The 20,264-nt window shown below is 56.9% G+C and carries 18 protein-coding genes; 15 read left to right on the forward strand and 3 right to left on the reverse strand.

The window, feature by feature from the left end; genetic code table 11:
* Nucleotides 1-60 precede the first annotated feature (60 nt).
* The 7 genes from C1N58_RS03095 to C1N58_RS03125 all read left to right on the forward strand — a co-directional run bounded on the left by C1N58_RS03095 (nt 61) and on the right by C1N58_RS03125 (nt 7,330).
* Entirely contained in the window at nt 61-1,086 is a 1,026-nt protein-coding gene (locus C1N58_RS03095) for a substrate-binding domain-containing protein (protein ID WP_394564569.1), read from the forward strand.
* A complete protein-coding gene (locus C1N58_RS03100; protein WP_039339928.1) occupies nt 1,070-2,092 on the forward strand; it encodes an ABC transporter substrate-binding protein in 1,023 nt (340 codons plus the stop codon). The genes C1N58_RS03095 and C1N58_RS03100 overlap by 17 nt, the downstream gene beginning before the upstream one ends.
* On the forward strand, nt 2,092-2,973 hold the full coding sequence (locus C1N58_RS03105; RefSeq protein WP_039339926.1) for an ABC transporter permease: 882 nt from the start codon (nt 2,092-2,094) through the stop codon (nt 2,971-2,973). The genes C1N58_RS03100 and C1N58_RS03105 overlap by 1 nt, the downstream gene beginning before the upstream one ends.
* Complete coding sequence (locus C1N58_RS03110) at nt 2,970-3,785, forward strand: ABC transporter permease (RefSeq protein ID WP_162286367.1); 816 nt, start codon at nt 2,970-2,972, stop codon at nt 3,783-3,785. The genes C1N58_RS03105 and C1N58_RS03110 overlap by 4 nt, the downstream gene beginning before the upstream one ends.
* Entirely contained in the window at nt 3,782-4,768 is a 987-nt protein-coding gene (locus C1N58_RS03115) for an ABC transporter ATP-binding protein (protein WP_033740849.1), read from the forward strand. Before C1N58_RS03110 ends, C1N58_RS03115 begins: the two co-directional genes overlap by 4 nt.
* A gap of 11 nt (nt 4,769-4,779) precedes the next feature.
* Nucleotides 4,780-5,610, forward strand: a complete 831-nt coding sequence (locus tag C1N58_RS03120) for a phosphodiesterase (protein ID WP_054687314.1) — start codon at nt 4,780-4,782, stop codon at nt 5,608-5,610.
* A 154-nt stretch (nt 5,611-5,764) separates the two neighbouring features.
* On the forward strand, nt 5,765-7,330 hold the full coding sequence (locus C1N58_RS03125; protein ID WP_394564570.1) for a sensor domain-containing diguanylate cyclase: 1,566 nt from the start codon (nt 5,765-5,767) through the stop codon (nt 7,328-7,330).
* A gap of 67 nt (nt 7,331-7,397) precedes the next feature.
* On the opposite strand, the gene C1N58_RS03130 is transcribed toward C1N58_RS03125, so the two are convergent.
* Nucleotides 7,398-8,219: a helix-turn-helix domain-containing protein gene (locus C1N58_RS03130; protein WP_394550787.1), complete on the reverse strand. Its 822-nt coding sequence runs from the start codon at nt 8,217-8,219 to the stop codon at nt 7,398-7,400.
* Between the two features lie 248 nt (nt 8,220-8,467).
* Between C1N58_RS03130 and C1N58_RS03135 the strand changes: the two genes are divergently transcribed.
* The 3 genes from C1N58_RS03135 (at nt 8,468) to C1N58_RS03145 (ending at nt 13,102) form a co-directional block, all read left to right on the forward strand.
* Nucleotides 8,468-9,868: an MFS transporter gene (locus C1N58_RS03135; RefSeq protein WP_394550417.1), complete on the forward strand. Its 1,401-nt coding sequence runs from the start codon at nt 8,468-8,470 to the stop codon at nt 9,866-9,868.
* A 10-nt stretch (nt 9,869-9,878) separates the two neighbouring features.
* Entirely contained in the window at nt 9,879-11,834 is a 1,956-nt protein-coding gene (locus C1N58_RS03140; protein ID WP_054687318.1) for a glycoside hydrolase family 127 protein, read from the forward strand.
* A 197-nt stretch (nt 11,835-12,031) separates the two neighbouring features.
* The gene (locus C1N58_RS03145; RefSeq protein WP_006120437.1) at nt 12,032-13,102 is read left to right on the forward strand and encodes an AI-2E family transporter; all 1,071 of its coding nucleotides are present in this window, start codon (nt 12,032-12,034) and stop codon (nt 13,100-13,102) included.
* A gap of 37 nt (nt 13,103-13,139) precedes the next feature.
* Here the strand turns inward: C1N58_RS03145 and bcp are convergent, their stop codons facing one another.
* Together bcp and C1N58_RS03155 are read right to left on the reverse strand one after the other, a co-directional pair.
* Nucleotides 13,140-13,607, reverse strand: a complete 468-nt coding sequence (bcp, locus tag C1N58_RS03150) for a thioredoxin-dependent thiol peroxidase (RefSeq protein ID WP_006120436.1) — start codon at nt 13,605-13,607, stop codon at nt 13,140-13,142.
* Between the two features lie 144 nt (nt 13,608-13,751).
* Nucleotides 13,752-14,366: a glycine cleavage system transcriptional repressor gene (locus C1N58_RS03155; protein ID WP_369974380.1), complete on the reverse strand. Its 615-nt coding sequence runs from the start codon at nt 14,364-14,366 to the stop codon at nt 13,752-13,754.
* A gap of 110 nt (nt 14,367-14,476) precedes the next feature.
* Here C1N58_RS03155 and dapA point away from each other — a divergent pair, with 110 nt between their 5' ends.
* The 5 genes from dapA (at nt 14,477) to C1N58_RS03180 (ending at nt 20,218) form a co-directional block, all read left to right on the forward strand.
* Complete coding sequence (gene dapA / locus C1N58_RS03160) at nt 14,477-15,355, forward strand: 4-hydroxy-tetrahydrodipicolinate synthase (protein ID WP_033740842.1); 879 nt, start codon at nt 14,477-14,479, stop codon at nt 15,353-15,355.
* A 14-nt stretch (nt 15,356-15,369) separates the two neighbouring features.
* Nucleotides 15,370-16,401, forward strand: coding sequence for an outer membrane protein assembly factor BamC (gene bamC / locus C1N58_RS03165; RefSeq protein ID WP_033740841.1), 1,032 nt, complete (start codon nt 15,370-15,372; stop codon nt 16,399-16,401).
* Nucleotides 16,402-16,544: 143 nt separating this feature from the next.
* Entirely contained in the window at nt 16,545-17,258 is a 714-nt protein-coding gene (gene purC, locus C1N58_RS03170) for a phosphoribosylaminoimidazolesuccinocarboxamide synthase (protein ID WP_033740988.1), read from the forward strand.
* Nucleotides 17,259-17,387: 129 nt separating this feature from the next.
* The gene (locus C1N58_RS03175; protein ID WP_394550419.1) at nt 17,388-18,254 is read left to right on the forward strand and encodes a KPN_02809 family neutral zinc metallopeptidase; all 867 of its coding nucleotides are present in this window, start codon (nt 17,388-17,390) and stop codon (nt 18,252-18,254) included.
* On the forward strand, nt 18,251-20,218 hold the full coding sequence (locus C1N58_RS03180; RefSeq protein ID WP_394564571.1) for a tRNA(Met) cytidine acetyltransferase TmcA: 1,968 nt from the start codon (nt 18,251-18,253) through the stop codon (nt 20,216-20,218). The genes C1N58_RS03175 and C1N58_RS03180 overlap by 4 nt, the downstream gene beginning before the upstream one ends.
* Nucleotides 20,219-20,264: the final 46 nt, after the last annotated feature.

Here is a 20,264-nt window from a genome sequence, read left to right on the forward strand (position 1 = left end):
AAAACGCCTTTAGTGTAAGCGCCAATGAGATCGATCTCATTGGCGACTGACGAGGGTGAAATGAGTGACTTAATTCGTGTGGCAGAACGGGCTGGGGTTTCGCGCGCCACCGCCGCACGTGCCTTTTCCGATCCCCATCTGCTTAAACCCGGCACGCTGAAAAAGGTGCTGGATGCCTCGGAAGCACTGGGTTTTCGCCCCAACCATATTGCGCGCCAGCTCCGTACGCAGAGTTCGACCACTCTGGGCGTACTGCTGCCATCACTCAGTAACCCGGTGTTTGCGTTACAGCTTCAGGCAATGGAGCACCAGGCCCGGCTGGCGGGTTATGGCCTGCTGGTCGCGACAACGGATTATCAGCCAGAACGTGAGGCGGCGATCGTTGAACACATGCTGCGTCAGCGCGTAGCAGGGATGGTCCTGACCGTGTCAGATGCTGACAGCAGCGCCGTATTACCCACCCTGGCTGAAGCCCGCATGCCTTTCGTTCTGGCGCATAACATGCCGCAGAACACCGCCTGGCGCAGCGTCTGTGTGGATAACCGCCGGGCAATGGCAGAAGCCACTGCGCACCTGATCGCGCTGGGCCATCGGCATATTGTCATGGCGGCAGGGCCGATGTTGCAGTCTGACCGTGCACGTCAGCGCTACCTCGGCTATTGCGATGCGATGCAGCAGGCAGGCTTTACGCCCAGCGCGCTGGTTGATATGCCCAGCCACATTCACGCCCTGTTCGATCCCTTTTTACCGTTGATGACGGGCAGCGATCCGCTGACCGCCGTAATTTGCAGTAACGACCTCCTGGCCATCAGCCTGATGGGGGCGGCCGCGCGTGCAGGCATTAACGTACCGCAACAGCTGTCTGTTATGGGCTTCGATGGTATTGCCATCGGTGAACAGCTTTCGCCTTCACTGGCCAGCGTGGTGCAGCCCAGCGAGCGGTTGGGTGCCTGTGCCATCGATATGCTTCTCGATTCGTCTGTTGAGGCTTCGCGCTTACTGGACCACCACCTGCGTTCAGGCGAGAGCATCGCAGCAATTTTTCATTCTTCAACATCAGGAAAACATCATGTCTACACACAATAAAATTGCGCTGTTTGCCAGCGCGGCGTTGCTTACCGCCTGTGCATTATCCAGCCCGCTGGCGCAGGCCGAGGAGAATGCGATTTGCTACAACTGCCCACCGGAATGGGCGGACTGGGCGACACAGCTCCAGGCGATCAAAAAAGACACCGGTATTGTCGTGCCGCAGGATAATAAAAACTCCGGCCAGGCCCTGGCGCAGCTCGTCGCCGAAAAAAATAACCCCGTCGCCGATGTGGTGTATTACGGTGTCAGTTTTGGGATTCAGGCGGCACAGGCGGGCGTGGTGACCGACTACAAACCCGCCAACTGGGACCAGGTTCCGGCAGGGATGAAAGACCCGCAGGGTAAGTGGGTCGCGCTGCACTCTGGCACCATGGGATTTATGGTTAACGTCGATGCTCTGGGCGGCGCGCCGGTGCCGACGTCCTGGGACGACCTGCTGAAGCCAGAATACAAAGGCATGGTGGGTTATCTGGATCCCGCCAGTGCGTTTGTCGGCTATGTCGCCGCCGTGGCGGTGAACCAGGCGAAAGGGGGCACGATGCAGGATTTTACCCCCGCGCTGACGTGGTTCAAAAAGCTGCAGGCCAACAAGCCGATTGTGCCTAAACAAACCGCCTATGCCCGCCTTATCTCTGGCGAAATCCCGATTTTGCTGGATTACGACTTCAATGCCTATCGCGCGAAGTATAAAGATCACGCCAACGTCGTCTTTGTCATTCCTCAGGAAGGCACGGTGACGGTGCCTTACGTCATCAGTCTGGTAAAAAACGCCCCGCATGCTGCCAATGGCAAGAAAGTGATGGACTACGTGCTGTCGGATAAAGGGCAGGCGATTTGGGCTAACGCCTATCTGCGCCCGGTGCGGCCTTCTGCGATGTCCGCAGAGGCTAAAAAGCGCTTCCTGCCCGACAGCGATTACGCGCGCGCCCATACTGTTGACTACCAGCAGATGGCTGATGCACAGAAAGCCTTCTCTGCCCGTTATTTGAGTGAGATTCGGTAATGGCCTTGTCGAATGCCCGCAGCGGTTTACCGGTGGCCTCGCGCCACCGGTCTCGCCGACGTGAGCAGGGGGCCAACTGGCCATGGATGCTGCTGCCGGCCTTACTGTTTTTTGCCGCCTTCTGGCTGTTGCCTTTTGCCCGTTTATTACAGATGGGCATGACGCCGGATCGCAGCACCCGGCACAGTGGTTACTGGACAGTGATTACCCAGCCCCAGTATCTGCAAAGCCTGTTTAACACTGTCCTGTTGTCGCTGGCGGTCACACTGGTCACGCTCGCGATTGCCAGCGTGGTGGGCTGTTTCCTGGCTCGCCAGCGCTTCGCCGGGCGCGGCACCTTACTGGCGTTGCTCACGTTCCCCCTGGCGTTCCCGGGTGTGGTGGTCGGGTTTTTAGTGGTGATGCTGGCGGGACGGCAGGGCGTGCTGGCGCAGATCAGTATGCAACTGGTTCATGAACGCTGGACGCTGGCCTACTCGCTTACTGGGCTGTTTGTTGGCTATCTCTACTTTTCACTGCCCCGTGCCATTGTCACGCTGGTCGCCGCCAGTGAAAAACTGGATCGTTCGCTGGAGGAGGCCGCTCGCTCATTGGGCGCCAGCCAGTGGCGCATTATTTGTGACGTGATTGTGCCGGGTCTGAAACCGGCACTGCTCTCCAGCGGTGCACTGTGTTTTGCCACCAGTATGGGCGCATTCGGCACCGCCTTTACGCTGGGCACCGACCTGAGCGTACTGCCACTCACGATTTACGGCGAGTTTACTAACTATGCCAACTTCGCCACGGCGGCGGCGCTGTCGGTGGTCATGGGCGCGGTGGCCTGGCTGGGATTGATGCTGGCACGTGTACTGACCCAATCCCGGGAGGAGAAGACCTCATGAAACGGCGTGGACTGTTCTGGCTGCAAATCGCGATCACGACGCTGACCGCCCTGTTCATGATTGTGCCGGTGGTGTTATCCATGCTGGCGGGCGTCACGCAAAACTATTTTGTCGGCCTGCGTAGCGGGCTGACGTTGAAGTGGGTTGAACAGGTGTGGGACATGTACAGCGACACGTTTTGGCTGTCGCTGATGATCGCGGTGAGCTGTTTGCTTGTCACGATGGTTGTCGGCGTGCCCGCCGCCTGGGGATTACTCAAGTCGCCGTCGCGCTGGTCGTCACGTATTGAAGAGTGCCTGATGCTGCCCGTGGCGCTACCGGGCCTGGCGACGGCGCTGGGGATTATCCTGCTGTACGGCCAGTTTTCCGGCCTGCGCGACAGTTGGGTTTTTATCCTGATTGGCCATGTGCTGTTTACGCTGCCGTTTATGATCCGCCCGGTTCTGGCCGTGATGCAGGCTATCCAGTTGCCCCGACTGGAAGAGGCAGCCGCCAGCCTGGGGGCAGGCTTCTGGCAGCGTTTTTTCACCGTGGTGGTTCCCAACTGCCGTAACGGCATTCTTGCCGGGGCTTTTATGGTGACGACGCTGTCGGTCGGCGAATTCAATATTACCTGGATGTTACATACACCGCTGACCAAAACGCTGCCTGTGGGCCTGGCCGACAGCTATGCCTCCATGCGGCTGGAAGTCGGCTCGGCGTACACCTTGATCTTCATTTTAATGATTTTACCCCTGCTGCTGATGCTTAACGCCTGTAATCACTGGCTTGAACGTCAGTCACGTCAGCCATTCAGCGAGGAAAAGGCATGAATAACGATGCTGTTAACGTTACGTTGCGCGGCTGCGCGCGCCGTTTTGCGCATCACCAGGCGCTGCATCCTCTGGATCTCAGCGTGCACGCTGGCGAAACCCTGGTGCTGCTGGGGCCATCGGGCTGTGGCAAAACCACGACGTTGCGCATTATCAGTGGCCTGGAGCGTACCGATGCGCCGGGTGAAGTCTGGTTTGACGATCGCAACGTGACCGATTTGCCGATTGAAAAACGTAACGTCGGGATGGTGTTCCAAAACTATGCGCTGTTTCCCAATCTCAACGTGGCGCAAAACGTGGCCTACGGCCTGAAAGTGCAGGGCATCCCGCGTGCCGAACGCGAGGCACGAGTCCAGGAGATGCTGGAACTGGTCGATCTGACTGCACTGGCCCAGCGCCATATCGATAAACTCTCTGGTGGTCAGAAGCAGCGCGTTGCGCTGGCAAGAGCCCTGGCGGCCCGGCCTAAAGTGTTGCTCTTTGATGAGCCGCTGGCGGCGCTGGACGCCAAACTGCGCGAACGCCTGCGCGCAGACATCGGCGATCTGCTGAAAAAGCTGGCGATTACCGCCGTCTATGTGACGCACGATCAGCAGGAAGCCATGGCACTGGGCGACCGCATTGCGGTCATGGAGCAGGGCCGCCTGGTCCAGATTGCGACGCCGCAGGCCATTTATCAGCGTCCGGCTTCGCGCTTTGTGGCGGACTTCGTGGGCGCGATTAACTGCATTGAAACCGATGAGCAGGGGCAGCCGGTGAGATTCTGTCGTCCAGAGGATGTCCTGCTGGCAGAAGCGGGGCGCTATGCCCGACACGGCTGTATCGTCGCCAGCACCTTTCTCGGTGCCTCTCAACGCCTGCAGATCGATATTGGCCTGGATAAGCCCATCCAGGTCGAGCGTCACGCGCGCGAAAACTGGCATGCCGGGCAGCGTATCAGCTGGTCACTGGCCGGGCAGGCCGCGCTGGAATTTACCGCTTAAGGAGTGAAAGAGTGTCCGCTAATCCTACGCTGATCGCACAGATCAGTGACTTACATATTAAAGCGCAGGGGCGTTTGTCTTATAAGAAAGTCGATACGCACACGGCGTTACTGCGGGCCATCGCCACGCTGAATGCACTGCAACCGCGTCCTGACGTGGTCGTGATTACCGGTGACCTGGTGGATTTCGGCACCGCCGCAGAGTACCAGACGCTGCGCCAGGCGCTGGAGGGGCTGGAACGGCCCTTTTACCTGATGGCAGGTAATCATGACGACCGCCAGGCCCTGCGGGCCGCGTTTCCCGATCACACTTATCTGCAACAGGGCCCGACGCTCAACTGGCGGCTTATCGTCAGGGACGTCCAGCTACTGGCGCTGGATTCCAGCGTGCCGCACCAGCCATGGGGTGAACTTGATGATCGGCAGCTTCGCTGGCTGGATGACGCACTCACTGCGTCACCAGACATGCCCACATTGGTGATGCTGCACCATCCGCCGTTTGTCTGCGGTATTGATCATATGGACCGTCAGCGATTACGTCAGCCCGAAGCACTGGCGGCGATTATTGCCCGCCATCCCCAGGTTGAACGGGTGCTGTGTGGGCATGTACATCGGGCTGTTCAGACGCGGTTTGCCGGCACGCTGGCCTGTATTGCGCCCGGCGTTTCTCACCAGGTTGCGCTGGATCTACAACCGGATGGCCCGGCCAATTTTGTGCTGGAACCGGCGGGGTTTTTGCTGCATCGCTGGCAACGGGAGCAGGGCATGACCACCCACCAGTGCGCAATCGGCGACTACGACGGCCCCTGGCCCTTCTATGACGAAAACGGTTTAATCGATTAAATGCGCGTCAGGGCGATTTTTTGAACTGTACTGTGCTTAAGCCTGCTCAAAATGTCCTACAGCGTGTAGACTTACAGGCTGTAGAACCGCGATATGATAAAAACAACAGAGCCAGGCACAGCACAATGAATTTTCGCACTGTGGCGTCAACGCCATGTTAATGAATTTCCGTCCAAGAGCTGACTTACGCACGCTTATTGCGCTGCTGGTCATCATCAGCATCGTTATCACCCTGGCCAATAATTTATATGCCACATGGCGCGTGCAGCGCATGGTGCTGATCGACAGTACGCTGGAAGCCAATCGCGCCTACGCGGCTAAGCTGGCCTCGACCAGTGAGGTTTTTTTTCGTCTGGCGCAGTCACAGTTGCACTTTAGTGCCAATGTACTGGGAAAGGATTTCGATAACGAAGAACTGTTAAAAACGGAAGTGAATCGCCTGCGCGAGCAGACGGACAGTTTTAACTCGGTGGCCGTCGTGGATGAAAACGGTACGGTGCGGGCCATCTCGCCGGAGTCGCTGACCCTGACCGGCATGCATCTGACCAGTGATGCGTCACGTGAAGCGCTGCAAACCCGGCAGCCCATGATCAGCAAGCCCACGGTTTCCGCCGCCAATAACCTGCTTATCTTTGTCTCATGGCCCATCTGGAACAGTCAGGGACACTATCTCGGTTATGTCGGCGGCACCATTTACCTGAAAAAGAAAAGCATTCTGAATGCCCTGCTGGGTGAACAGTTTTACCGGGACGGCACCAGCGTCTTTGTGCTCGACAGCAATAATCAGGTGCTCTATCACCAGAACCGGCAACTGGTTGGCAAAATCATACCGCCGCTGTTGAGCGACCGCGAACGGCAGGAAAAAGACAACGGTTCACTGGTGTTAACGGAAACCGACAAACCCACCCGGCTGGCGGGCTATGCCATCGTTCCGACCACGGGCTGGATGGTCGTGGCGCTAAAACCGGTAGACGCGACGTTGCAACCGCTGTCGGGTCTGATACTTAAAGTCCTGAAACACTCGGTTCCCTTCGCGCTTCTGACCTTGCTGGTGGCGGTGATTCTGGCCCGGATGATCGCTATGCCGCTCTGGCAACTGGCCCGCAAAGCCAGCAAGATTGATGGTCAGAGCGCCACCAACGATATCGGCGGCATTCATGCCTGGTATTTTGAGGCGGCGCAGGTGAAACGTGCCCTGCTGACCGGTATCGGGCTGGTGCAGGATAAGATTGGCCGTCTGAGTTCTGAGGCACAAACCGATCCGCTGACTCAGCTCCTCAACCGACGTGGCCTGAATGCCGTGCTCGATTATTTCCAGACGCTGCAACAGCCTTTTGCCGTGCTGGCACTGGATATCGATCATTTCAAAAACGTTAACGATAACTGGGGCCATGACGTCGGCGACCGGGTGATCCAGCAGGTGGCCAAAACGCTCCAGCAAAGCGCCAGAAAGCAGGATATTGTCAGCCGTAACGGCGGGGAAGAGTTCCTGATGCTGTTACCGGATACCAGTCTGGCCGACGCCGAGGCCATCGCTGAGCGCATACGTCTGAGCATCGCAGGCGAGGCGGTGGAAAATGTCGGCAATATCACGCTCTCAATTGGCGTGGCCGAATGGAGTGCACGCCGCGTGCCGCTGGAAACCAGTCTGAAGCGTGCCGACGATGCGCTCTATCAGGCCAAAAACGCAGGACGTAACTGCACTGTCGTCGCGAAATAGCGCGAAAGCGGCGCACCCTTTTCATCGTCTGAAGGCAGAAACGATGCCCGATGCAGCAGGGCTGCGCTCAGGAATTGATATGTTCCCGGCAGTAGCGTCGCTTCCAGCTGGCGGGCGTTAAGCCCGTTAGCTTGCGAAAAATCTGGCGAAAGTATCCGACATCATTAAAGCCACACTGACGCGCCACATCGGTTAACGAGAGGGAATCCCCAGTCAGCAATTTTTCTGCCATGACGATACGCTGGCGGTGAATGGCTTCCGTCAGCGTTAAGCGGAAAACGCGCCGGTAAACCCGCCCAAGGTAATCTGCATTACAGTGCAGCGTTTTCGCCAGACCCGAGGTGGACAGGGGCAAATGATACTGCGTGCGAATCAGCTGATTCGCCTTCCAGGCCAGATCGGCACCGGGGCTGTCAACAGTGTTCTCTTGCATGGCCGGGACGGTAAGCTGCTGCAGGATAAGCAGTAAAATACACTCCAGCGCCACGCTACGGTGAATATTCTGCTGTTCACTGAGAAACTGCCGGAACAGGGCAATGACATAAGCCGGATCGCCTACGCGCGTATGTTGAGGAAGGTGCAGCAGGCTCTGGTGTAACGTTGTCTGCAGTACAGGATGTTTCAACCAGTCGAAATGCAGCCAGTAAAATTTCAGATCAGGCGGAAATACGCCTTCTCCCACATGCCAGTGCCCGGGCCTGAGCAGTAAACTTTCTCCCGCCGTCACGCGAAACAGCACGTCGTCCTCACGGATAGTGAGTTGCCCACGCTCAACGAAAATAATTTCCCAGGAGGTCAGTCTGCGCGCCGGATGTGACCCTGTCCCGCGCGAAATAAACAGACCGCCGTTTTGCACCCGAACCGGAAACGCGATGGATAAGTCGAACATCATGATGCTTTTTCCCGCTGCTGATAGCGTTTTTTAGACTCTTCTCCCTGATTATTAACTAAAAATAGCCGCCGTATCTGATCAAGCTCACAGTTTAATGCTCAGGTCGGAATCCTCCCTTTTTTATACTTTTTCGTTCTCTTGTGGGTTAGCCGATTCCTGACAGAATACATCGGGTAAGGCGCCAAAACACCGATAAGCCCGTTATAAAGCGGGCAACCCTCTCTGTCCTGCATGAGGAAGACTTTATGACGTCTACGACACTTGAACAGAACACACTGGCGCAGTCGAACACACAGCAGATACTGTCCCTGCGTGAAAAAATCGGCTACGGACTGGGTGACGCCGGTGGCACCGTCATTACCTGCCTGATAACGAATTTTCTAACCTTTTTCTATACCGATGTGTTTGGCTTGACGCCAGCGCTGGTCGGTACGCTGTTTATGGTGCTGCGCATTTTTGATGCGATATCAGATCCGGTGATGGGCGTGATAGCGGACCGCACGCACAGCCGGTGGGGCCGCTTTCGTCCATGGCAACTGTGGATAGCCCTGCCTGTCGGGATTATTGGCACGCTGACTTTCACCGCGCCCGCGCTTAGCATGGACATGAAACTGGTCTGGGCCTTTGCGACCTATCTGCTGCTCTCACTCAGCTATACCGCCATCAATGTGCCCTATTGCGCGCTGATTAACACCATGACGACGCGCCACTCGGAAGTGTTGTCCTGTCAGTCCTGGCGCTTTGTATTGTGTGGTGTGGCTGGCTTTCTGGTCTCAGTAGGGCTGCCGTGGCTGGTCGCTGAACTGGGAAAAGGAAACGCGGTGCTCGGCTATCGCGCAGGGGTCGGGATCCTGTGCGGACTGGCGGTGGTGATGTTTCTGTGCTGTTTCTTTTGGGTGCGGGAGCGCGTACCGCTGGATACGTTGGGCAAGTTCACCCTGCGGGAACATCTGGCCGGGTTACGCAAAAACGATCAGTTGTTACTGATGCTGCTGATGTCCTTTTTGCTGATTAACGTCTTCAACATCCGCGGCGGCGGCTATATGTACTTCATTACCTATGTCCTTCAGGGAAGCACGGCCTATACCTCCCTGTTTTTTACCATGGTGACCTTAGCCTCTATTTTGGGCTCGTTCATCGTGAATCCGCTTTCCAGACGCATTGATACCGTCCGGCTTTACTTCTGGACCAATATCGTGCTGGCGGCGGTGGCGCTGTGCATGTGGTTTCTGCCGGTTGGGTCGGCGTGGCAGAGTCTCTGGCTGGTGGTCATTCTGAGTAATGGTGTCATTCTTGGGTTTACCCTGCCGCTGCACTTCGCCCTGATGGCCTTTGCCGATGACTATGGCGAGTGGAAAAACGGCGTCCGGTCATCGGGGATGAATTTCGCTTTTAACCTGTTCTTTATCAAGCTGGCATGGGCATCCAGTGCCGTCATCATCAGCCTGCTGTTTATTGCGGTGGCCTATAAACCGGGCACAGGCAATCAAACCCCGGCTTCGCTGCATGCGATTACCGCCATGGAAACGCTGTTACCGGCCCTCTTTCACCTGCTGCTGGCCTTTGCCGTCCGTGCCTGCAAGCTGACTAACCCGATGATGGCGCAGATTTCGCATGACCTGCGTATTCGCCATGTCCAGTCTTAAGGAGAGCATGATGTCTGTAAATGAAGTCGATCTGCATAAGCTCCAGATTCACGATCCGTTTCTTGGTCAGTATCAGCACCTGGTGCGGGACGTGGTGATCCCTTATCAATGGGCCGCGCTCAACGATCGTATTGACGACGCCGAACCGAGCCATGCCATAGCTAATTTCCGCATTGCAGCGGGCCAGCAGACGGGCGAATTCTATGGAATGGTGTTCCAGGACAGCGACGTGGCAAAGTGGCTGGAAGCCGTGGCCTGGTCACTGTGCCAGAAGCCGGATGCTGAGCTGGAGAAGACCGCCGATGAGGTCATAGAGCTGGTCGCGGCGGCGCAATGTGAGGATGGCTATCTCAACACCTATTTTACGGTAAAAGCCCCGCAGGATCGCTGGACGAATCTGGCCGAGTGTCATGAGCTCTACTGCGCCGGACATATGATTGAGGCGGGCGTAGCGTTTTTTCAGGCCACCGGCAAACGACGACTGCTGGCGGTGGTGTGCAAACTCGCCGATCACATCGACAGCGTGTTTGGCCCCGGCGAGCAGCAGCTGCACGGTTATCCTGGCCACCCGGAGATCGAACTGGCGCTGATGCGGCTGTATGACGTGACCCAGGAGCCGCGCTACATGGCGCTGGCCGACTATTTTGTCACGCAGCGGGGAACGCAGCCGCACTTCTATGATGATGAGTACCAGAAGCGTGGTCAGACGTCGTACTGGCACACCTATGGGCCCGCGTGGATGATCAAGGACAAGGCTTACAGCCAGGCGCACCAACCTCTTGCGGAACAGCAGCAGGCGGTGGGGCACGCCGTGCGCTTTGTCTATCTGATGACCGGTGTCGCGCACCTCGCACGGCTGAGCCAGGATGAATCGAAACGACAGGACTGTCTGCGTCTGTGGCACAACATGGCGCAGCGACAGCTCTATATTACCGGCGGCATCGGTTCGCAGAGCAGCGGTGAAGCGTTCAGTAGCGATTACGACTTACCGAACGATACGGTTTATGCCGAAAGCTGTGCCTCGATTGGGCTGATGATGTTTGCCCGTCGCATGCTGGAAATGGAGGCGGACAGCCAGTACGCCGATGTCATGGAGCGCGCCCTGTATAACACAGTACTGGGTGGTATGGCGCTGGACGGAAAACATTTCTTTTACGTCAATCCGCTGGAAGTCCATCCGAAAAGCCTGCCTTTTAATCATATTTACGATCATGTGAAACCGGTTCGTCAGCGCTGGTTCGGTTGTGCCTGCTGCCCACCCAATATCGCCCGTTTGCTGACCTCTCTCGGCCACTATATTTATACGCCGCGCGAGGATGCGCTGTTTATCAATCTCTATATTGGTAACCGGGTCGAGATCCCGGTTGGCAATCAAACGTTGGGCCTGCGGATCAGCGGTAATCTTCCCTGGCAGGAAACCGTCACAATCACCATCGATTCCACCCAACCTGTGAACCATGCGCTGGCCTTGCGCCTGCCCGACTGGTGTGCGTCGCCGCAGATTACCTGTAACGGGACGGAAGTGAATGAGGCGGCGCGCAAAGGTTACCTGTATCTGACCCGTCACTGGCAGGAAGGCGATACGGTAACGTTAACCCTGCCCATGCCGGTGCGCCGGGTTTACGGCAATCCGCTGGTGCGCCATGTGGCGGGCAAAGTGGCCGTTCAGCGCGGGCCCTTGATCTATTGCCTGGAACAGGCGGATAACGGCGAGCAGTTACATAATCTGTGGCTGCCTGCGTCGGCGACATTCCGTACCTTTGAAGGGAAGGGGGTTTTTGCGCACAAGGTGCTGATTCAGGCGGAAGGGATCAGAAAAGCGGCGCGTGAACCTGAGCAACAGCTGCTATGGCATTACGATCAGGCACCTGCGCTGGCGCAACCCCAGACCTTAACCTTTATTCCCTGGTTCTGTTGGGCCAATCGCGGAGAAGGGGAGATGCGTATCTGGGTGAATGAGGCCTAACGGCGTCATCTCTGCCAGCAGCTGGGCCCGGTGCCCGGTCTGAATTGCCGCAGGCGCGATCTGATTTGTAGCGTCTGCGGTGTACAACGGTCTGCCGCCAGCGGCGAGGATTTTTCGTCAGCGCGGTTTTCGCGCCTTTTCAGCCCCCAAATATCCGGTACAATCGTGGCCCCTTATGACGTCATGGACCCAACGGCATGCTGGCTTTATTGATTCAATGGTACAAACGCCGTTTTAGCGACCCACAGGCGATTGGCCTGCTGGTGATTCTGCTGGCGGGATTTTGCATTCTGTTCTTCCTGAGTGGCCTGCTGGCACCGTTGCTGGTGGCCGTGGTTCTTGCTTATCTGCTTGAGTGGCCAACCGTGCGCCTGCAACGTATTGGCTGCACGCGCAGCTGGGCCACCAGCATTGTGTTGGTGCTGTTTGCCGGCATCCTGCTGGTGTTAGTGCTGATCGTCGCGCCTGTGGCGTGGCAGCAGGGCATTAACCTGACGCGGGATCTGCCTAACATGCTCAACAAGCTCTATCTCTACGCGGCCGGTTTGCCCCGACGTTTCCCGGCGCTGGTCGATGCCGGCATTATTGATGTGATTGTCGAGAACCTGCGTGGTCGTCTGAGCGGCGTGGGTGACTCACTGGTGAAATACTCACTGGCCTCTCTGGTCGGGTTGATGACGCTGATGATTTATCTGGTGCTAGTGCCCCTGATGGTGTTCTTTCTGCTGAAAGACAAAGACCAGATGCTGAACGCCGTGCGGCGTGTTCTGCCGCGAAACCGTGGTCTGGCCGCCGAGGTGTGGCAGGAAATGAATCAGCAAATCACCAACTATATTCGTGGCAAGGTGCTGGAGATGATCGTCGTCGGCATCGCCAGCTGGCTGGCGTTTCTGTATCTCGGTCTCAACTACTCTCTGCTGCTGGCGGTGCTGGTGGGCATATCGGTCCTGATTCCCTATATTGGGGCCATGCTGGTAACGATACCGGTCATTGGCGTCGCCCTGTTTCAGTGGGGGCTGGGCACGGAATTCTGGACATTGCTGACCGTCTACCTGGTCATCCAGGCGCTGGACGGCAATGTGTTAGTTCCGGTGTTGTTCTCCGAAGCGGTTAATTTGCATCCGCTGGTGATTATATTATCCGTGGTGATCTTTGGTGGGTTATGGGGCTTCTGGGGCGTATTTTTTGCGATTCCGCTCGCCACGCTGGTGAAGGCGGTGGTGCACGCCTGGCCGGATGCCACGCTTGACGAAACGCTGAGTCGGTAAACAATCAGGGCGCGGTTTTCACCGCGCCCTGAGAGGCTCATGCAGACTTAAGATAGTCCATCACGATGTCGTGGTGATTGGACGTTTTGAAATCGTCGAACACTTTTTCAATCTTGCCGTTGGCATCGACCAGGAAACTGATGCGGTGGATGCCGTCGTAGGTTTTACCCATAAAGGTTTTTTCACCCCAGACGCCAAACTGCTGGCATACCTGGTGATCTTCGTCCGACAGCAGCGTGAAGTTAAGCAGCTCTTTTTCTGCAAAACGTGACAGCTTTTCCGGTTTATCCGTACTGATTCCCAGGACTTCAACGCCCGCCTTTTTTAGTTCATCCATGTTGTCACGCAGACCACATGCCTGAACAGTACAGCCTGGCGTCATGGCTTTAGGGTAAAAGTAGACCAGAACGCGCTGACCCTGGAAGTCGGCTAAATTCACTTGTTCGCCATCCTGATCGGGCAAGCTAAATTTCGGTGCGGTATCACCGGCTTTCAGTGGATTCATCACATCTCTCCATTTTTTCGGTTCATGCTGTGGTTAATACACCATGAGGCGAGAAACAGCCAAATGGAAAATTATCAATTTCAGACGGTTTCCTCACCTGACCGTACTTTTAACGTAGCAGAACAGTCTGCGAGGCGCTCGTCTTTACCTGCCGGGTACAACCAGTTCGTGGGTGTCCGCATCGCTCAGACTGTAAAGCCGTAACGAACCCTGTGCATTCAGTTCCTGACATAACGCATTAAACGCCAGTTCAAATGCCGGGCCGTCGCTGCGCGTCGGGCTGTGTGCCGTCATCTGAATATAGAGTGTGGCGGGTTTGCCGTGTTGAGCAGGCTGAATACGTGAAACCAGTTCCGCAATGTTCATCTGGTGCTTATCGGTGAGATCCGTAAAGCGCTCAATGATATGCGGTGAGTCAGCTACCTCGACCTGGATAAAGGCCGTGTCGGGCATCGGAGGGCGTGCGGTAGCGTGCGTACGCTTCATCACGATCAGCAGTTCCAGCTCTGCGCCTTTGAGCGGGAGCGTAGACTCAATCAGCGTGATCGCGTTCCAGCTGCCGGACAGCAGCATAATGAACGTGAATTCATCCCCAAGCATGGCAAGGCGACTGTCTTCGATGTTGCAACCGCAACTGCTGACGTGGCGAGTAATCGTATTAACGATACCCGGACGGTCAACACCCAGAGCGGTGATCACCAAGTGATGGGGTTGAGATTGCGACAAAATAGGATTCCCTGTGCATTTGCTAATAACCATAAGGTAAACATAAAAAAAACTGCTGACAAGCGCGGGAATAGCGGAGCTTGCTTGCTTTTCCCTAAGTGTAAACCGTACCATGAAGCACTTGTTTGTCGAGGGGATCGCCAATGTTTACGGGAAGTATTGTTGCACTCGTTACGCCGATGGATGACAAAGGTAATGTCTGCCGTGCGAGTTTGAAAAAACTGATTGATTACCATGTCGCCAGCGGTACTGCGGCGATCGTTTCCGTCGGCACCACCGGCGAATCAGCCACCCTGAGCCATGAAGAACATGGTGATGTGGTGCTGCAAACCCTGGATCTGGCGGATGGGCGTATTCCCGTGATTGCCGGCACCGGCGCCAATGCCACAGCGGAAGGCATCTCGCTGACCAAACGATTTGAAAATTCAGGCGTTGTTGGCTGCCTGACGGTCACACCTTACTATAATCGTCCTACCCAGGAAGGCTTATACCAGCACTTTAAAGCGATTGCCGAGAGCACCAGCCTGCCGCAGATGCTGTATAACGTCCCTTCCCGTACCGGTTGTGATATGTTGCCGGAAACTGTTGCCCGTCTCGCTGAAATCAAAAATATTATCGGAATCAAAGAGGCAACCGGGAACTTATCGCGTGTCAGCCAGATCCAAGAGCTGGTTGATGATGCGTTCATCCTGGTGAGTGGCGACGACGCCAGCGCACTGGACTTTATGCAACTGGGCGGTAACGGCGTCATTTCGGTGACGGCAAACGTAGCAGCACGCGAAATGGCCGAACTGTGCAAACTGGCACAGCAGGGCAATTTCGTTGAAGCTCGCCGTCTGAATCAGCGTCTGATGCACCTGCATCAGACGCTTTTCTGTGAACCTAATCCAATCCCGGTTAAATGGGCGGCAAAACAGCTAGGATTAATCGCTAATGACACGCTGCGTCTGCCAATGACGCCACTGACGGCGGTTGCACAGCCAAAAGTGGAGCAGGCGCTGGTGAAAGCGGGTTTGCGATAATTTAGGGAGTGTGAATGAATTACTCAGTAAAGCGGTCAACGATTGCAACGGTGGTGGGGCTTTCCACCCTGATGCTGTTGTCGGCCTGTTCGAACGATCAGCGTTATAAGCGCCAGGTCAGCGGTGATGAATCTTACCTGCAGGCCAGCGGGCTGCGTGAGTTAAAAGCGCCGCCGGGCATGATTCTGCCTGTTCAGAACGGCGAATACGATATCCCACCGTCAACCAGTCAGGCACCGGTTGGCAAGCAGCTGGATATCCGTCCACCGGCGCAGCCGCTGGCCTTGATGAACGGCTCACGCGCGCAGTTCAGCAATAACACCGGCGCACTGATTTTCGACAACAACCGTGGATCAATTTGGTCGCAGGTTGTGGGCGTTGTGCAGGCGAAAAACTTCCCGATTGCGTCGCGCAATGACGCCGGACAGCAGCTGACCACCGACTGGGTGCAGTGGAACCGCGCAGATGAAGACAAGCAATATCGCGGGCGTTACCAGATCAGCGTGAAATCACAGAGCTATCAGCAGGTGCTGACCGTGCGTCTGCTGGAACTGCAGCAGGAAGGCACTAACATCACCTCGCCAGAGCAGATCCAACGCTATACCGCGCAGATGCTGAATGAGATTGCGGCGGGCATGGACAAGGTTGCCACGGCGAATGAAAACGCCGCAGCGGGCCGCGTGAACGGTGCGATTGATGTGCAGAGTGCAGCGGATGATACCGGCCTGCCTATGCTGGTATTACGTACGCCGTTCAACGTCGCCTGGCAGCGCCTGCCTGCGGCAATGAAACGCGTCGGCATGGACGTCACGGACACGACCCGTTCAACCGGCAGCATGAAAGTGACCTACAAAGCGCCGGGCAGCAGCACCTGGGACAGCCTTGGCGCCAAAGATCCTGAACTGCCAAACGGCGATTACAAGGTTCAGGTTGGCGATCTCGATAACCGAACCAGTCTGCAATTCATTGATCCTAAAGGCCATGTGCTGACGCAGGCGCAAAATGATGCGCTGGTGTCGGTGTTCCAGGCCGCAATGAACAAATAAAATTACCCCAGGCCGGAGATTCTCCGGCCTTTTTATTTTGTTTTTTGGCATAATAGCGCACGTCGAGGTAATCGATTGCGTCACGGCAATCGACCTGAATATGTTGCCTCAGAACCGGATCTTTCATGTTTGGAGTTAATAAGATGCAAAAGCGAGCTGAGTTGTATCGCGGTAAAGCGAAAACCGTATACAGCACCGATAACCCGGATCTGCTGATACTTGAGTTCCGCAACGATACATCAGCAGGCGATGGTGCCCGCATCGAGCAGTTTGATCGCAAAGGCATGGTCAATAATAAGTTCAACCATTTCATCATGACGAAGCTGCAGGAAGCGGGCATTCCGACGCAGATGGAAGCCCTGCTGTCGGATAACGAAGCGCTGGTGAAAAAGCTTGAGATGGTACCGGTAGAATGCGTCGTTCGTAACCGCGCAGCGGGTTCGCTGGTTAAGCGCCTGGGCGTTGAAGAGGGCATGGTACTGAATCCTCCGCTGTTCGACCTGTTCCTGAAGGATGACGAGAAGCATGACCCGATGGTCAACGAATCCTACTGCGAAACCTTTGGCTGGGTCAGTAAAGAAAACCTGGCGCGGATGCGAGAGCTGACGTACAAGGCGAACGACGTACTGAGCAAACTGTTTGATGATGCCGGGCTGATCCTGGTGGACTTCAAGCTGGAGTTTGGCCTGTTTAAAGGCGAGGTCGTGCTGGGTGATGAATTCTCCCCGGACGGTGCGCGCCTGTGGGACAAAGAAACGCTGGATAAAATGGACAAAGACCGCTTCCGTCAGAGCCTGGGTGGCCTGATTGAAGCTTACGAAGCGGTGGCCCGTCGCCTGGGCGTGAAGCTGGACTGAGTCTGCCCTTCGTCTGCCGGCAAAAGGAGAGCGCGGGCTCTCCTTTTTCATTTTGGTGGAAAGCTGGTGATTGCGGCCTCACACAACTAAAATCATGCCATCTGCATAACAGGCCACAGGGAGCAAAACATGCGCTGGCAAGGACGTCGCGAAAGCGACAATGTTGAAGACCGCCGTAATCAGTCATCAGGCATGGGAGGAGGACGCATTCCTCTGCCACGCGGTAAAGCGGGCATTATCATGCTGATTCTGGTCGCCGTCGCGGGTTATTACGGTTATGACCTGACGCCGTTGCTGACGGGCGGCGAGGCGACGCCGGGCAACCAACAGCAGCAACAGCGCAGCGCCGATCCCCATCAGGATGAAGCGGCCAAATTTACCTCGGTCATTCTGGCGACGACCGAAGATACCTGGGACAAGCTGTTCAGACAAATGCATAAGCAGTACACGCCACCCAAACTGGTAATGTATCGCGGTGCCACGCGCACTGGCTGCGGGACCGGGCAGTCGGTTATGGGACCGTTTTATTGCCCGGCAGACCAGACCGTCTACATCGATCTTTCGTTCTATGACGAAATGAAACACAAACTGGGCGCAGGCGGTGATTTTGCGCAGGGTTATGTGATTGCACACGAAGTCGGCCACCATGTGCAGAAGCTGCTGGGCATTGAGCCCCGTGTACGCCAGATGCAGCAGGGCGCCAGTCAAAGCCAGATCAATCAGCTGTCCGTTAAAATGGAACTTCAGGCCGACTGCTTTGCCGGCGTCTGGGGCCACTATATGGAACAGGAGAAGATCCTTGAGGTGGGCGATTTGCAGGAAGCCCTGAATGCCGCCGAGGCTATTGGCGACGATCGCCTGCAGCAGAAAAGTCAGGGGCGCGTGGTGCCCGACAGCTTTACCCATGGTACATCGCAACAGCGCTATACCTGGTTTAAGCGTGGCTTTGACACCGGCAATCCTGGCCAGTGCGATACCTTCGCCGGTAAAGGATGACGCTGGCGGCCGCCAGCCGCGCGATGGCGTCGGCGGGCATACGGCGCGTAGCCGTTATCAGTGGTGATGCTGACTACAGCCTGACGATGGCTGCGCGCTGGTTCGACGCACTGGCGGGCGACTGGCTGTGTCTGAGTGACGTCCCTCTCGGCCCCGGCCCGCATTGTGTGCCAGCGGCGTTCCGTACCCTACTGGGGCGTGAGTTTCATCATGCCGTTTTCGATGCCCGATCGGGCTTTCATGCCGAGGCATTCGCCGCGCTGGCGGGCACGCTGACGGCTGGCAGTTGGCTGCTGCTGTTAGTGCCGCCGTGGCGACAGTGGCCACAGCAACCCGACGCGGACAGCCTGCGTTGGGCCGACGTCAGCGAACCCATTGCCACACCTCACTTTATCCGCCATCTGCAACGCCTGATCGAACAGGATGCACAGGGACTCTTACTGCGGCAGCCGTCGCCACTTAACGTGCCCGACTGGCCAGCCTTACCGGAATGGCACAGCCAGGCAACCGTCCAGCAGCAGACAATCTTATGTCAGCTGAACGGCCTTTCTGCAGGCGTGGCGGTCCTGACCGCTGCACGCGGCAGAGGCAAATCGGCTCTGGCCGGGATGCTCGCCCGCCAGAACACACGTTGCCTTATTACCGCCCCGGCAAAAGTGGCTACGGGCGTCCTGTCTGCCTTCGCGGGTGAGCACTACCGCTTTATGGCGCCCGATGCCATTCTGGCTCTGGAAACCGTGCCAGACGTTGACTGGCTTATTGTCGATGAGGCGGCGGCGATTCCCGCACCGCTGCTGCATGCGCTGGTAGCGCGTTTTCGTCGCGTGTTGCTGGTAACGACCATTCAGGGTTATGAAGGCAGCGGACGTGGCTTCATGCTGAAGTTTTGTACGGAGCTGGAGCAGGTGCGCCATTTTACGCTGGATGAACCGCTGCGCTGGGCGCGCAACGATCCGCTGGAAAACTGGCTGAATCAGGCGCTACTGTTTGAAGAAACGCCCGATATGCCCCCTGCGAGAGTGGGCGGTCCGCGTCGGGCGGAACGCACGGATATGCCCGCCTTACGGGCGGCTTATCAGCTGCTTACCAGCGCTCATTATCGCACCTCGCCGCTGGATTTACGCCGCCTGCTGGATGCGCCAGGTATGCACCTGTGGCTGGCGGGCACTGTCCCGGCATTGCAGGGCGCGCTCTGGCTGGTGGAAGAGGGCGGATTGAGCGAGGCGTTAGCTCAGGCAGTATGGGCGGGCCACAGACGGCCGCGCGGCAATCTGGTGGCGCAGTCACTGGCGGCCCATGCCGGTTTCACCGACGCCGCCACGCTGCGGGCTTTACGTATCAGCCGGATTGCCGTGGCACCCCGCGGACGCCGTCAGGGAACCGGCAGGCAACTGGTCACGGCGGCCTGCGCGGCGGCGACCGGATACGACTATATCTCGGTGAGTTTCGGCTACACTGAAGCGTTATGGGCGTTTTGGCGCGCCTGTGGCTTTACGTTAGCGCGCATTGGCAGCCAGCGCGAAGCCAGCAGTGGTTGCTATGCCGCGATGGCGCTGCTGGGACTGACGTCGTCCGGCAGGCAGTTGCAGCAGAAAGCGGCGCAGCAGCTGGCGCGGGACTGGTCATTTCTCAGCGCACATATACCACTGGCATTGCCCTTGTCCGCAGCCGATGACTGCGCGTTTACCCCGTTTGATGCCCGGCTCGCAGCCGGGTTCGCCTGGGCACAACGCCCGTTTGAAGCAAGCCTGGCGGTGCTCCAGCGTCTGGTCATTGTCAGCCAGGCTCCGTTACGCCTTCTCAGGCAGGCCGTCAGGGCCGACACCAATCTGTCCCGGCTGGCGCAGACCGCGCAGCTAAACGGACGCAAGGCATTGATCACCGCACTGCGCGCGGAAGCCGCAGAAGCACTTCTGGCGTTGCAAAGCATTGATGGCGAAGGGTTTCGTCAGCAATTGCAATAAATCCACCAACTCGTTCAAATATTCCCAATATGATCCTGCGCCAGGG

The sequence above is a fragment of the Pantoea sp. SGAir0180 genome (genome assembly GCF_043546245.1).

Coding starts and splice junctions, on each gene's coding strand:
- C1N58_RS03105 (WP_039339926.1), top strand. CDS start 2,092: ATGGCCTTGTCGAATGCCCGCAGCGGTTTACCGGTGGCCTCGCGCCAC.
- C1N58_RS03130 (WP_394550787.1), bottom strand. CDS start 8,219: ATGTTCGACTTATCCATCGCGTTTCCGGTTCGGGTGCAAAACGGCGGT.
- bcp (WP_006120436.1), bottom strand. CDS start 13,607: ATGAATCCACTGAAAGCCGGTGATACCGCACCGAAATTTAGCTTGCCC.
- C1N58_RS03100 (WP_039339928.1), top strand. CDS start 1,070: ATGTCTACACACAATAAAATTGCGCTGTTTGCCAGCGCGGCGTTGCTT.
- C1N58_RS03095 (WP_394564569.1), top strand. CDS start 61: ATGAGTGACTTAATTCGTGTGGCAGAACGGGCTGGGGTTTCGCGCGCC.
- purC (WP_033740988.1), top strand. CDS start 16,545: ATGCAAAAGCGAGCTGAGTTGTATCGCGGTAAAGCGAAAACCGTATAC.
- C1N58_RS03145 (WP_006120437.1), top strand. CDS start 12,032: ATGCTGGCTTTATTGATTCAATGGTACAAACGCCGTTTTAGCGACCCA.
- C1N58_RS03155 (WP_369974380.1), bottom strand. CDS start 14,366: ATGGTTATTAGCAAATGCACAGGGAATCCTATTTTGTCGCAATCTCAA.
- C1N58_RS03140 (WP_054687318.1), top strand. CDS start 9,879: ATGTCTGTAAATGAAGTCGATCTGCATAAGCTCCAGATTCACGATCCG.
- C1N58_RS03125 (WP_394564570.1), top strand. CDS start 5,765: ATGTTAATGAATTTCCGTCCAAGAGCTGACTTACGCACGCTTATTGCG.
- C1N58_RS03180 (WP_394564571.1), top strand. CDS start 18,251: ATGACGCTGGCGGCCGCCAGCCGCGCGATGGCGTCGGCGGGCATACGG.
- dapA (WP_033740842.1), top strand. CDS start 14,477: ATGTTTACGGGAAGTATTGTTGCACTCGTTACGCCGATGGATGACAAA.
- C1N58_RS03135 (WP_394550417.1), top strand. CDS start 8,468: ATGACGTCTACGACACTTGAACAGAACACACTGGCGCAGTCGAACACA.
- bamC (WP_033740841.1), top strand. CDS start 15,370: ATGAATTACTCAGTAAAGCGGTCAACGATTGCAACGGTGGTGGGGCTT.
- C1N58_RS03110 (WP_162286367.1), top strand. CDS start 2,970: ATGAAACGGCGTGGACTGTTCTGGCTGCAAATCGCGATCACGACGCTG.
- C1N58_RS03175 (WP_394550419.1), top strand. CDS start 17,388: ATGCGCTGGCAAGGACGTCGCGAAAGCGACAATGTTGAAGACCGCCGT.
- C1N58_RS03115 (WP_033740849.1), top strand. CDS start 3,782: ATGAATAACGATGCTGTTAACGTTACGTTGCGCGGCTGCGCGCGCCGT.